Genomic DNA, 13,288 nt, shown 5'->3' on the forward strand with positions numbered 1-13,288 from the left:
GCAGGAGATCAGCTCTAGACTGAGCGCATGATTCGACCAGCCCTGCTCCTCTGCCTGCTTCTGCTCGCTGCATGCAGCCCGGCCAACGACGGCCTGGCCCTGCAGAGCGACTACCTCGAACGCCTGCAGCGTTCGCTCGATGCTGCTGACGTCGACGCCTTCGACAGTCGCAGTGTCAGCCAGTACCGCCTGCCGGCCCGGCGTGAGCGGCTTAGCGAGATTCCCGAGTTGCGTATCGGCCTGCTCGATCTGGTGATCGATGCACGGCGCTGCCCGCACCTGCAACAACTGATCAGCCAGCGCAACAGCAGCCTGGGCAAGCAACTGATGCCCTGCCAGCGCCTGGGCTACGAAGGCGACCTGCTGCGTGCCATCGATGACTGCCTGCCACACCTGCCGGAGGACTCCAGCCTCAAGGCCACCCTGCAACGTCTGGCCAACGACAAGCGCCAGCAACTGCGAGCGGTGTTCTGGAATGCCCTGAACGGCAGCCCGGAATTCGAGAACTACCTGCGCTTTGCCGACCAGGCATTGCCAGTCGGCACTCAGGAAGACAGCGCCGCCCTGGACGCATTGCAGCGACTGGCCAGCATCGGAACCGCCCTGCCTGCACGACTGCCACCGAATAGTGACGAGCTGGACCCGCTGTTCTTCGCCCTCTACGCCAGCGAACAGGGCAGCCAGCTAATCACCAGCCTGGCCAGCCTGCGCCACACCCTCGAGGCCAGCAGCGAGATGCTGGAGCAACGCCAACAGGGCCGCCCTCTTTGCCCGCTGGGCCAGGCGACGCCGCGCGGGCGCATCCTGCAGAACATCTTCATCAAGTTCTACGCTGGCGGCCTGCAACCCTACCTGGCTCAGGTCGACCAGCGCGGCCAGCAGTGGCAGGCGGCGCTGCTGCAATTGCAGCACATCGACGGCATTCCCTCCGCCACCCGCGAGCACCTGCAGCGGCTGGCCGGCGAGCAGGATTCGTTATGGCAGGATTTCCGCGCCGCCACGGCGCGTCACGTCAAGGCTTGGCAAACACTACTGAACAGCTGCGACCTGGCGCCAGGGCAGGCGGGATGGAACAACGCTGAAAACGATGCAGAGCCGTAGGGTGCGCCGCGCGCACCGATAACCACAGATAACACGGATCAAGGCACATCACCGGCGCGCACGGCGCACCCTACATGCGACATGCGTCGCCTAGTCGGCCTTCTTGCGAATCCAGTACAGGTAGGTGCCGTCCTCTTCGGCCTGGCCGAGCAGCTCGTGGCCGAGAAACACGCAGAACTTGGGGATGTCACGGCGAGTCGAGGGATCAGTGGCGATCACCTTGAGCAGACCGCCCGGCGACAGGTCGCGCACCTTGTTGTGCAGCATCATCACCGGTTCCGGGCAATTCAGGCCGCTGGCGTCGAGCAGGTCATCGTGATTGAGGGTCAGGGCTTCGGACATAGAGGGCTCCACTAACAGGCACGCATTGTCGCGCAAAGCTGACCTCCAGGTCACCTGCGCGCACAATCCTGAGACCTACACGCAGACAATCACTTGCCATGCCGACGCAGGTGGCAGGTCACTTCCTCACGGTCGTGATACAGCTGCTTGCAGCCGATGCTGACCTTCAGGCCGCGCTCGACCAGCCCCGATTCGATGCGATCGAGCAGGCGCCGCACTTCGGCGTAGCGCTGCTTCATCGGCAACTTGAGGTTGACCACCGCCTCGCGGCACAGCCCCTCGCCCAACCAGGTTTCGATCATCGCCGCCGTGCGCGCCGGTTTCTCGACGATATCGCAGACCATCCAGTGCACCGGATGCCGTGGTCGGAAGGTGAAACCATCAGCGCGCTGATGCACGACAAAACCGGAGTACATCAGGCTTTCGGCCATCGGCCCGTTGTCCACGGCGGTGACGCGGATTTCCCGATTAACCAGTTGCCAGGTCCAGCCGCCGGGCGCAGCGCCCAGGTCAACCGCGGTCATGCCGGGCGCCAGGCGCTGATCCCACTGCTCGCGCGGGATGAAATGGTGCCAGGCTTCCTCCAGCTTGAGCGTGGAGCGGCTCGGCGCCTCGCGCGGAAACTTCAGACGCGGAATGCCCATCGGCCACATCGCCCGGTTGTCTGCCTCGGCAATGCCGGCGAATACCTCGCGGCCGCTCTTGAAGGTCAGCAGCAGGCGCGGCTTCTTGGCATCGTCCACAAGCTTGCCGGCCTTGAGCAGCGCCTTGCGCAGCGGCGCCTCGAACTTCTTGCAGAAGGTCGAGAGTTCCTTGCCGTCGTTGGTATCCACCACTTCCAGCCACAGGCTGCCGCACACCGGATAATCAGTAAGCGCCTCCAGCAACACGCTGATACGGTCGCTTTCCGGCAGGCTGACATAGGCCCCGCGCGCCCATTGCCGCGGGAAGATCAGCTGATTGAAACGCACGCTGCGCATCAGCCGTTCGCAATCGGCCGCCTCGCTGCAGACAAACTCGGCGCACGCGCTGCCGGGCTTGGTCTTGGAGTAGCCTGGTACATCCAGGCGTGCAGCGAGGTCGGTGATCTCGGCGCAAACCTCCCCTTCGAAACCGGGGCGGCAATGCAGAAACAGGGTATTCATCAAAGGCTCTCCTCGAGGCGCGCATGATACCCGAGACCGGAACCCAGAGCCGCTAAACCTGTCCAGCTATACATGTGCTGCCTGCAGACATGAAGCCGCCAGTCATCGTGTTTCGATGAAATCCGGCCATCCAGACCGGGCAGCACATAACAACCGATAAAGGATATGCGCTAGCCAGACCGCCCAAGCCGAACTAGGGTCTGTACGAAAAGTCGTCGAGCGAAGGTCAGGCAAGGCAAAAACAGGCGAGGAAGCGGAGTTTACATGCTGTAAATGAGCATTCTGAGCCTGTTTTTAACGCAGCATCACCGAGCGCAGGCACTTTATCGTACAGAACCTAGCTTGAAAGTCTGTCGCCATCAGAAACAGCCCGAACCGTGCGGGCCCAAGGAGATGTGCAATGCCCTCCCTCGATAGCCTGAACTGCCGCCGCGAACTGAAAGTCGGCGACGCCACTTACCGCTATTTCAGCCTGCCCGAGGCTGCCCAACGCCTCGGCAACATCGACCGCCTGCCCAAGTCGCTCAAGGTCCTGCTGGAAAACCTGCTGCGTAACGAAGACGGCCGGACCGTGCAGCCGCAGGACCTGCAGGCGATGGTCGACTGGCTCGACAAACGCGCCTCCGACCGCGAGATTCAGTACCGCCCGGCGCGCGTGCTGATGCAGGACTTCACCGGCGTACCGGCTGTGGTCGACCTGGCCGCGATGCGCGATGCGATGGCCAAGGCCGGCGGCGACCCGCAGCGGATCAACCCACTGTCGCCGGTGGATCTGGTCATCGACCATTCGGTGATGGTCGACCGCTACGCCTCGCCCAGCGCCTTCCACGACAACGTCGAACTGGAAATGCAGCGCAACGGCGAGCGTTACGCCTTCCTGCGCTGGGGCCAGCACGCATTCGACAACTTCAGCGTGGTGCCGCCGGGCACCGGCATCTGCCACCAGGTCAACCTCGAATACCTGGCGCGCACCGTGTGGACCAAGGAGGAAGACGGCATCACCCTCGCCTTCCCCGACACCTTGGTCGGCACCGACTCGCACACCACCATGATCAACGGTCTCGGCGTACTCGGCTGGGGCGTCGGCGGCATCGAGGCGGAAGCAGCCATGCTCGGCCAGCCGGTATCGATGCTGATTCCCGAAGTGATCGGCTTCAAGCTCAGCGGCAAGCTCAGGGAAGGCATCACCGCCACCGACCTGGTGCTCACCGTCACCCAGATGCTGCGCAAGAAGGGTGTGGTGGGCAAGTTCGTCGAGTTCTACGGTGACGGCCTGGCCGACCTGCCGCTGGCCGACCGTGCCACCATCGCCAACATGGCGCCGGAATACGGTGCCACCTGCGGCTTCTTCCCGGTTGACGAGATCACCCTCGGTTACCTGCGCCTGTCCGGCCGCCCGGAGGCCACCGTGCAACTGGTCGAGGCCTACAGCAAGGCCCAGGGGCTGTGGCGCGAGCCAGGCGATGAGCCGCTGTTCAGCGACAGCCTGAGCCTAGACATGGGCAGTGTCGAAGCCAGCCTGGCCGGGCCCAAGCGCCCACAGGACCGCGTCTCGCTGGGCCAGGTCAGCCAGGCCTTCGATGACTTCCTCGGCCTGCAGCTCAAGCCAAGCGCCAAGGAAGAGGGCCGCCTGCTCAGCGAAGGCGGCGGTGGCACGGCTGTTGGTGGCGACAGGCAGAGCGGCGAGATCGACTATGAGGACGACGGTCGCACCTATCGCCTGAAAGACGGCGCCGTGGTGATCGCCGCCATCACCTCCTGCACCAACACCTCCAACCCCAGCGTAATGATGGCCGCCGGCCTTCTGGCCAAGAAGGCCGTGGAGAAAGGCCTGCAGCGCCAGCCCTGGGTCAAGAGCTCGCTGGCCCCCGGCTCCAAGGTGGTCACCGAGTACTTCGACGCCGCCGGCCTGACGCCCTATCTGGAAAAGCTCGGCTTCGACCTGGTGGGCTACGGCTGTACCACCTGCATCGGCAACTCCGGTCCGTTGCGCGAGCCCATCGAGAAAGCCATTACCCAGGCAGACCTGACCGTCGCCTCGGTGCTCTCCGGCAACCGCAACTTCGAAGGCCGCGTGCATCCGCTGGTCAAGACCAACTGGCTGGCCTCGCCGCCTCTGGTCGTCGCCTATGCCCTGGCCGGCAGCGTACGTATCGACCTGACTCGTGACGCCCTGGGTATCGGCAAGGACGGCCAGCGAGTGTACCTCAAGGACATCTGGCCGACCCAGGCGGAAATCGCCCAGGCCATCGCCCAAGTCGACACCGCCATGTTCCGCAAGGAATACGCCGAAGTCTTCGCCGGCGACGAAAAGTGGCAGGCCATCGATGTGCCCAAGGCCGACACCTATGCCTGGCAAGGTGACTCCACCTATATCCAGCATCCGCCGTTCTTCGAGAACATCGCTGGCGACCCGCCACGCATCACCGATATCCGCCAGGCGCGCATCCTCGCCCTGCTCGGTGACTCGGTCACCACCGACCACATCTCGCCGGCCGGCAACATCAAGGCCGACAGCCCGGCCGGGCGCTACCTGCGCGATCACGGTGTGGCCCAGGCCGACTTCAACTCCTACGGCTCACGCCGTGGCAATCATGAAGTGATGATGCGCGGCACCTTCGCCAACATTCGTATCCGCAACGAGATGCTCGGCGGCGAGGAAGGCGGCAACACCCTGCATGTACCGAGCGGCGAAAAACTGGCGATCTATGACGCCGCCATGCGCTACCAGGCCGAGGGCACGCCGCTGGTGATCATCGCCGGCAAGGAATACGGCACCGGCTCCAGCCGCGACTGGGCGGCCAAGGGCACCAACCTGCTGGGGGTCAAGGCGGTGATCGCCGAAAGCTTCGAACGCATCCACCGCTCCAACCTGGTGGGCATGGGCGTGCTGCCGCTGCAGTTCAATCCGGGCACCGACCGCAACAGCCTGAAACTGACCGGCAAGGAAGTGCTGGCCATCGAAGGGCTGGAAGGTGTAGAGCTGCGCCCGCAGATGCCGCTGACGCTGATCATTACCCGCGAGGACGGCACGCACGAGGAAGTCCAGGTGCTATGCCGCATCGACACCCTCAACGAGGTCGAGTACTTCAAGGCCGGCGGCATCCTCCACTTCGTGTTGCGGCAGATGATCGCCAACTGATAGACCCCTGCCCTGTTACCACCGGTAGTGGGGCATTCTCCGTCAGGCCAGGGATGGCCGATGTCGCCACCTAAATGTGACGCCAGTCAAAAAGCATTTAAACTCGCGCATATCGATTCAGCCCTCAACTTTGCCGCTCACCGGCCGATGACAGGGGCATTACAACGACGGATACCTGCCATGCGTAACAACCAGCCGGTCACTCAGCGTGAGCGAACCTTCCCTGCGCAACAACGCCTGATTTCCACCACCGACCTGAAAGGGCAGATCACCTACTGCAACGATGCCTTCATCGACGTCAGTGGTTTCAGTGGCGAGGAGCTGCTGCGCGCGCCGCATAACATCGTGCGCCATCCCGACGTGCCATCGGCGGTGTTCGATCACATGTGGACGACCCTGAAGAAGGGTCGCCCGTGGATGGGCATCGTCAAGAATCGGTGCAAGAACGGCGACCACTACTGGGTCAACGCCTACGTCACGCCCATGACCGAGAACAACCAGGTCGTCGGTTATGAATCCGTCCGCGTCAAACCGACTGCCGAACAGGTGCGCCGCGCCGAAGCGCTGTACGCCCGCATCAACGCCGGCAAGTCCCCGATTCCGAAACGCGACGCCTGGGTCCCGGTAGTGCAGGCCTGGATGCCTTTCATCCTGATCAGCCAGATCGGTTTCCTGATCGGCCACTGGATGGGCAGCGGCTGGGGCTTCGCACTGGCAGCGATTCTATCGGTACCGCTGGGTCTGGCCGGCATAGCCTGGCAGACACGCGGGATCAAACGCCTGCTACGCCTGGCCGAACAGACCACCTCCGACCCGCTGATCGCGCAGATGTATACCGACAGCCGCGGCGCCGAGGCCCGCTTGGAGATGGCAATGCTCAGCCAAGACGCCCGGCTGAAAACCTGCCTGACCCGTCTGCAGGACACCGCCGAGCATCTGACCCAGCAGGCCCGCGAGGCCGACAAGCTGGCGCACAACAGCTCCGCCGGCCTTGACCGCCAACGCCAGGAAACCGAGCAGGTCGCTACCGCCGTGAACGAAATGGCCGCCACCACTCTGGAAGTGGCCAGCAACGTCGCCCGCACCGCCATCGCTACCCAGGAGGCCAACCGCCTCACCAGCGAGGGCCGCACCATCGCCGCGGAGACCCGTGAAGCCATCCAGCGCCTGTCGCAATCGGTGGGCGATACCGGCGAAACCGTTACCCGTCTGGCCCAGGACAGCAGCGAGATTGGCGGCGTGGTCGACGTGATCAAGGGCATCGCAGACCAGACCAACCTGCTCGCCCTCAACGCCGCCATCGAGGCCGCCCGCGCCGGCGAAATGGGCCGCGGTTTCGCCGTGGTGGCCGACGAGGTTCGCTCGCTGGCTCAGCGCACGGCCGAATCCACGGAGCAGATTCATGGGCTGATCGCCAAGCTGCAACGTACGGCCGAAGAAGCCGTGCTGACCATGGAAATCGGCCGCAAGCAGGCTGACGAAGGTGTCGAACGCGTTCTCCAGGCCGATCAGGCGCTGTCCGGCATCAGCGAATCGGTTGCCAACATCGCCGACATGGCCAACCAGATCGCCGCAGCGGCGGAAGAGCAAAGCGCCGTCGCCGACGAGATCAACCAGAACATCACCACCATCGCCCAACTGGCCGACCAGACCGCCGGCGAAGCCAACGATACCGCCAAACTCAGCGAGGCCCTGACCAACACCGCACAGGGCCAATACGCGCTGGTCGAACGCTTCAACCGCTGAAACAAAAGGCGCAGCGGCTCACCGCTGCGCCTCCTCTCCTCCCCGCCCCGTTTTTTGTAGGAGCGAGCTTGCTCGCGATCTCCCTACGCCCTTCCCAAGAGTCCCCCGCTTTCGCGTATCTGCCACTTGCCGAGACGCTTTCACTTCGTCGAACCGGGCGGCAACCAGTTTGCCGTATGGTCGGAGCCGGACGGCCAGTAGTCGGCCCTCGAATCCGTAGCCCCCTGCTGCAACCGTCATTCCCGTGCAGGCGGCACAAAATGGCGAAGGTCAGCTGATTCCACTGCACGATGTCGTCGCTCTGGTTCGAACGCTAGTGAGCCTGTCCGATGCCAGTTACGTGCGTGAGCTGGTGCTACCGGCCATTGCCGATGAGCGTTTCTGAAAGAACAAGCACAGGTAATGGCCATGCAGAGAGTCGACCATATCCGCCTGATGGCACGCTACAACAGCTGGATGAACGAACGGCTCTACACAGCGGCTTCTACCCTGCCTGATGAAGCGCTGAGTGCCAAGTGTGGTGCGTTCTTCGGCTCGATCCTCGGCACGCTCAACCATCTGCTGGTGGCTGACCGTATCCGGCTGGGGCGCTACACCGCGCACCCGGCGAACTTTCAAGCATTGCAGGCGCTCGCAGAGCTGGAAGCGCCGACGCGCCTGGATCAACCGATGGGTGCGGACATACGCGAGCTGGCCGCACTGCGTAAACAGCTGGACAGTTGCATCGAAGCCCTGGCCGCCGATATGGGCGAAGAGCAGCTGGATCAACCGCTGAGCTACCACAACATGAAGGGCGTAGCCGCGCAAAAGCACTTCTTCGCCCTGCTGATGCACCTGTTCAACCACCAGACGCATCACCGCGGGCAGGCTACGACGCTACTAACCCAGGCGGGCGTGGATGTGGGTGTGACCGATCTGCTGGCGTTGATCCCTGACGAGCTTTGAGCTGCGGCCAAGTGCCGATGGCGCCTCGCCCTCTCCAGGCTCAAAGGCCAGCCAGGTTCAGCCAGTGTGCGTAGAAACCTTCGGCAACCCGGTTCAATGCCCTGACCTTCCCACTCAGGTCGTCACGCATCTCGGCGATGCTCTGCTGGCTGGGCTGGCTGGCATCGAGCAAATGTGCCCAGTCGTCTAGCCAGAGCGCGATCAGATCTTCGGTCATCTCCGGGTGGCCCTGCAGCGCAAGCACCTTGTCACCCCAGGCGAAGGCCTGATTGTCGCACCACTGGCTACTCAACAGAGGCTGGGCGCCGTCAGGCAGCGAGAAGGTGTCGCCGTGCCACTGGAAGATGCTGAACGCTGCAGGCAGATGCGCCAGCCAGGGGCTATCGACAGCTTCTGCACGATGTTGCATGTGCTGCCAGCCCGCTTCGGTGTAGGGCATGCGACGGACGCTGGCACCCAGTGCCTTGGCCAGCAGCTGGCCGCCCAGACAGTGACCGATGATGGGAATGTCGCGCTCGATAAAGCGCTGCAACGCAGCCACTTCGTCGGCGATCCAGGGCAACGGGTCATTGACGCTCATCGGCCCGCCCATCACGGCGACCGCCTTGGGCCGCTCCAGGTCGTAACCGTGCAGTTCACCCAGATCGACGCGCAGCACGTCGAAACTGCAGCCACGCGCCTGCAGCACCTGCGCCAGATGGGCTGGCGGGCAATAATCGATATGAGTCAGGATCAGAACATCGGCCATAGCTACCTCCGCCGCGCAGTCTGCGCGAGAAGGATTGGCAAGTCGAGGTGGGCTGGGAGTTGAAGCCATCGGCCGGACAGCCGGCCGATGGTCTGAGCTGATGGACGCCGCTGCATCCACATTTGAGGATGTCCTGAAAAAGCCAGCTATCGTCACTCCCGCGAAGGCGGGAGCCCAGATAATTCGCTGGTTGTGGATGCCCGCCTGCGCGGGCATGACAACTTTTTCAGTGTTTCCCTAACGCATGGCTGACGCTTTCACCTCCTGGGTAACACCCCAGCCATCCATCTTGCCGCCCAGCGGGACGACGATGGACTCCAGGTCATGTTCGAACTCGCCGATACCGGCATGGGTGGCATACATCACTTTGCTGATTTGCAGGTGCCAGATGCCGTCCTCACGGGCGGATATCTGAGCGTTGAGCGACTCGCCGCGAAAGTTTCTGGCCGCCGTTCTGGCCCGTTCTTCGTCGGGAAAGATGGCGTAGAACTCGATCGGGTGAAACTGGGCGAAGTCGAATCCTCCTTCTTTCATCCGACGCAGCACCGATGTGCTGGAGTCTTCGTGGAAGGCTGTGCTCATAAACGACCCCCTCTCAGGCTATGGATGGATTAACCGCTTTCCCAATGCGACCGTCCTACAGACGGTGTCGCGGCCTCTACCGGAAACCTCTGAAAACGCCCTGCGTTTACAGAAGCACCCAAGTGGCGCCGCCCCGAGAATCGAGCTGGTGCTCGATGTGTCTACTGCAAGCGTATCGACGACTGCCCGACAGAACGCCGGGCTGAAAACCGTCACCCCAAGAGTAGCCGCTAAACGCGAGGTTGGCGTCGCCCAGAAAGCCTTTGTGACAAAGCCGACGACCGACGGCAATTGGCCAGCCTGACCGCCTTGCCGGAACTCATGAACGACTGAGCCAGGCCATCAGTAACCTGTTGATCCAGCCCGGCGTAATCTGCCCAAGGTTGAACAACAGCCCGAACTGTAGCCCCACCGGGCGATGCACGGTGCTGGCGTGGGCCTGCTTCCAGGCCGCTTCGGCGATCTGCTCGGCCTCCAGGCGCACGCCCATACGACGCATCACCGGCGGACGCTGCGCCTGACTGCTCACCATCGGCGTGTCGACGAATGGCGGCATCAGGTCACCCACGCGGATGCCATGTTCGCGCCACTCCAGCTCCAGCGCCTCGGTCAGACCGCGTACGGCGAACTTGCTGGCCGAATAGCTGGCCAGTTGCGGCACGCCATAGAGCGCCGAGGCCGAGCTCATGTTGATCACTTGCGCCTCTGATGTAGCCTTTAGATAGGCGAAAGCGGCATGGCAAAGATTGAGCACGCCGAGCACATTGATCTGTACCAGACGCGTGTGCTGCTCCAACTCGATATCGGCGAAGGAACCGGTGCGCAGAATGCCCGCGCCGTTGAACAGCAGGCGCAACTGACCGCCACTCTGCGCGCAGAAGTCGGCTAGCGCGGCTTTCACCGCTGCGGCATCGACCACATCCAACTGCGCATGCCAGGCGCCGCCCAGCTCGGCGGCCAAGGCTGCCAGCGCCTTTTCATCGACATCGAGCAACCCGACGCGCCAACCCCGCGCGTGAAACAGCCGCGCGGTGGCGGCGCCAATGCCCGATGCGGCGCCGCTGATGAGAATGTTGTTCATCACACACCCCGCTCACGGAGAAAGGCCGCCACACGGGCGATGGCGTAATCCGCCGCGCGTAACATGCCGACATGCGCCTGGAACACGTGCCACAACCCCGGATAGCGCTCCAGGCGCAGGTTGATCCCAGCCGCTTTGGCGCGCTCGGCCAGGCGCAGGCTGTCATTGAGCAATAACTCGTCTTCACCTACCTGGATCAGCGTCGGCGGCAGTTGGCTGAGGTCGGCAAACAGCGGCGACAGGCGCGGATCATTGCGCGGCAGGTCGGCCGGGCAGTACAGCTGCGCGGCCTGTTCGATCCAACTGGGATGGAGCAGCGGATCGCCGGCCGGCGGCTCGTGCATCTGCTCACCGGTGAAGTCGGTAACCGGAGAGAAGCACACCAGCGCGGCGGGCGCCGGCAGACCGAGTTCGATAATGCGCAGGCAGCCGACCAGGCTAAGGTTGCCGCCGGCCGAGTCGCCGCCAATGGCGATCTGTTCGGGTCTATAACCGGCGTCCAGCAGCGCCTGGTAAGCCGCCACCACGTCTTCGCGCGCAGCGGGATAGGGCTGCTCCGGTGCCAGGCGGTAATCCAGCGCACAGACCTCCAGAGCAGCGCGTTTGGCCAGGCTGGCGCAGATGCCCCGGTGCGTGTCCGGCCCGCCGATCATGAAGGCGCCACCGTGCAAATAAAGCAGCACGCTGCCGCTGCTGGCAGGCGGTCGATGCCATTCACAGGGGCGTCCGGCCAGGGTCGCGGCGCTGCGGCTGCCCCCGCGCGGCGTCAGGGTGATGGTGGTGAGTGCGCGCATTATGCGGCGCTGCGCCGGCACGGGCATCGGTGGCCGCACCAGGCCGCGAAAGAACAGACGCAGAAAACCGCGCAACAGGCCGCGCAGCAACATCTGCTCGGCGGCTGGGGCTTTGAAATCAGCGGACGCAGTCATAGTCGGCAAGCTCCGGAGTACGGGTCATGAGGCGATAGGTGAAGGTGAAACCCGGCCAGTTGTTGGTGTTCTTGCCGGTAGCGGTCTTGTACCAGCTGTCGCAGCCCTGTTCCCATATCGTTCGATGGGTCGCCTGTTGCAACTCCGCGTTGTAGTGCCGTTGCACCGTCGGGCGCAGATCGAGATAACGCAGCTGCTGTTCGCGCAGCACCTGCAGGCAGCCCAGCACGTAGGCGTACTGGCTCTCCAGCATGTAGAGAATCGAGTTGTGACCGAGGTTGGTGTTCGGCCCGTAGAGCAGGAACAGATTGGGAAAGCCGCTGACGCTGATGCCCTTGTAGGCTTCGGCGCCCTCCTTCCAGGCATGATTCAGCTCCAGCCCGTCGAGGCCGCGAATGCGCATCGGCGCGAGGAAGTCGGTGGCGGTGAAACCGGTGCCGTAGATCAGCACATCGCAGGGGTGCTCACGACCATCGGCCGTCACCAGGGAATGCTCGCGCACCTCGCGAATCGCCGCGTCGACGATCTCGACATTGGCCTGCGCCAGCGCCGGGAAGTAGTCGTTGCTGATCAGGATACGTTTACAACCCATGGGGTAGTTCGGCTGCAACCGCGCGCGCTTGCCAGCATCGGGCATCTGCCGCTGCAGGTGGTGGGTGAAGCTGTGGCGAAACAGGCGCATCAGCCAGGGAAAGCGGATGAAGGCCAGCGCCCGCCCCTCGTGATGCAGGTATTGGAGGAGGCGGTCGGCGCGTTGCAGCAGCGGCAAACGCTGTTTCAGGGCAATCTCCCAGGGTCGATAGGTACGATCCGGTTTGGCCAGCACATAGGCCGCCGAACGCTGGAACAGGCTCAGGCTGGCCACCTTGGGCTGGATCTGCGGCACGAACTGGATCGCCGAAGCGCCGGTACCGATCACTGCCACGCGTTTGCCGGTCAGATCCAGATCATGGCGCCAGCGCGCCGAGTGAAAGGTCTCGCCACGAAAATGCTCCAGGCCAGGCAGTTTCGGGTAGGCCGGCCGATTGAGCTGGCCGCAGGCACTCACCAGCGCCTGCGCCTCGATCACTTCGCCCCCTGCCAGCTCGACACGCCAGATACCGCGCGCGGCATCGAAATCGGCACCGAGCACTTCGCTGTTCAGGCGAATGTGCGAACGCAGCCGGTATTTCTCCACGCATTGCAGGATGTAGGCGTGGATTTCCGCCTGCGGTGCGAACTTGCGCGACCAGTCGTGCTTGGGCTCGAAGGAAAAGGAATACAGGTGCGAAGGCACGTCGCAGGCGGCGCCCGGGTAGCTGTTATCGCGCCAGGTACCGCCGACCTCGCCAGCCTTTTCCAGCAACAGGAAATCGTCCTCGCCTGCCTTGCGCAACTGCATGGCCAGGCCCAGACCGGCAAAGCCGCTGCCGATGATCAACACGCGCCAGGGCGCGTTCGTACGGGGGTTGTTATTCATTGTGATGACCCGTGTATGACGATGAGCTGATGCTACTTGCCTCGCCCTGCGCAGGTTATGGCATAGTC

General features: G+C 63.5%; 11 protein-coding genes and 1 pseudogene. 5 read left to right on the forward strand and 7 right to left on the reverse strand.

Annotated elements, in window-relative coordinates:
* Positions 1-27 precede the first annotated feature (27 nt).
* Positions 28-1,101 (forward strand): DUF3080 domain-containing protein, encoded by a 1,074-nt coding sequence (locus tag AAEQ75_RS21000; protein WP_343350357.1) that lies wholly within the window; start codon positions 28-30, stop codon positions 1,099-1,101.
* Positions 1,102-1,191: 90 nt separating this feature from the next.
* Here AAEQ75_RS21000 and tusA read toward each other — a convergent pair whose 3' ends face one another.
* Both tusA and rlmM read right to left on the reverse strand, forming a co-directional pair.
* Positions 1,192-1,443, reverse strand: a complete 252-nt coding sequence (tusA, locus tag AAEQ75_RS21005) for a sulfurtransferase TusA (protein ID WP_003460892.1) — start codon at positions 1,441-1,443, stop codon at positions 1,192-1,194.
* 89 nt (positions 1,444-1,532) lie between these two features.
* Positions 1,533-2,588, reverse strand: coding sequence for a 23S rRNA (cytidine(2498)-2'-O)-methyltransferase RlmM (gene rlmM / locus AAEQ75_RS21010; RefSeq protein ID WP_343350358.1), 1,056 nt, complete (start codon positions 2,586-2,588; stop codon positions 1,533-1,535).
* Positions 2,589-2,988: 400 nt separating this feature from the next.
* Here rlmM and acnA point away from each other — a divergent pair, with 400 nt between their 5' ends.
* The 4 genes and pseudogenes from acnA (at position 2,989) to AAEQ75_RS21030 (ending at position 8,421) form a co-directional block, all read left to right on the forward strand.
* Positions 2,989-5,730, forward strand: a complete 2,742-nt coding sequence (acnA, locus tag AAEQ75_RS21015; RefSeq protein ID WP_343350359.1) for an aconitate hydratase AcnA — start codon at positions 2,989-2,991, stop codon at positions 5,728-5,730.
* 180 nt (positions 5,731-5,910) lie between these two features.
* Positions 5,911-7,476 carry a methyl-accepting chemotaxis protein gene (locus AAEQ75_RS21020; protein WP_256836615.1) on the forward strand — a complete coding sequence of 522 codons (1,566 nt, stop codon included), beginning with the start codon at positions 5,911-5,913 and terminating at the stop codon, positions 7,474-7,476.
* A gap of 247 nt (positions 7,477-7,723) precedes the next feature.
* A pseudogene (locus AAEQ75_RS21025) lies at positions 7,724-7,861 on the forward strand (SDR family NAD(P)-dependent oxidoreductase); the annotation flags it as partial.
* Between the two features lie 23 nt (positions 7,862-7,884).
* Entirely contained in the window at positions 7,885-8,421 is a 537-nt protein-coding gene (locus tag AAEQ75_RS21030) for a DinB family protein (protein ID WP_256836614.1), read from the forward strand.
* 40 nt (positions 8,422-8,461) lie between these two features.
* On the opposite strand, the gene AAEQ75_RS21035 is transcribed toward AAEQ75_RS21030, so the two are convergent.
* The 5 genes from AAEQ75_RS21035 to AAEQ75_RS21055 form a co-directional block, all read right to left on the reverse strand.
* Positions 8,462-9,169 (reverse strand): type 1 glutamine amidotransferase, encoded by a 708-nt coding sequence (locus tag AAEQ75_RS21035; RefSeq protein WP_256836613.1) that lies wholly within the window; start codon positions 9,167-9,169, stop codon positions 8,462-8,464.
* A gap of 237 nt (positions 9,170-9,406) precedes the next feature.
* The gene (locus AAEQ75_RS21040; RefSeq protein WP_017679242.1) at positions 9,407-9,751 is read right to left on the reverse strand and encodes a ribonuclease E inhibitor RraB; all 345 of its coding nucleotides are present in this window, start codon (positions 9,749-9,751) and stop codon (positions 9,407-9,409) included.
* Between the two features lie 319 nt (positions 9,752-10,070).
* Positions 10,071-10,832, reverse strand: a complete 762-nt coding sequence (locus AAEQ75_RS21045; protein WP_343350363.1) for an SDR family oxidoreductase — start codon at positions 10,830-10,832, stop codon at positions 10,071-10,073.
* Complete coding sequence (locus tag AAEQ75_RS21050) at positions 10,832-11,761, reverse strand: alpha/beta hydrolase (RefSeq protein WP_343350365.1); 930 nt, start codon at positions 11,759-11,761, stop codon at positions 10,832-10,834. Before AAEQ75_RS21050 ends, AAEQ75_RS21045 begins: the two co-directional genes overlap by 1 nt.
* Entirely contained in the window at positions 11,745-13,220 is a 1,476-nt protein-coding gene (locus tag AAEQ75_RS21055; RefSeq protein WP_343350367.1) for a flavin-containing monooxygenase, read from the reverse strand. The genes AAEQ75_RS21050 and AAEQ75_RS21055 overlap by 17 nt, the downstream gene beginning before the upstream one ends.
* Between the last annotated feature and the right edge of the window lie 68 nt (positions 13,221-13,288).

The organism is Pseudomonas sediminis (assembly GCF_039555755.1).
GTDB lineage: Bacteria > Pseudomonadota > Gammaproteobacteria > Pseudomonadales > Pseudomonadaceae > Aquipseudomonas > Aquipseudomonas mendocina_D.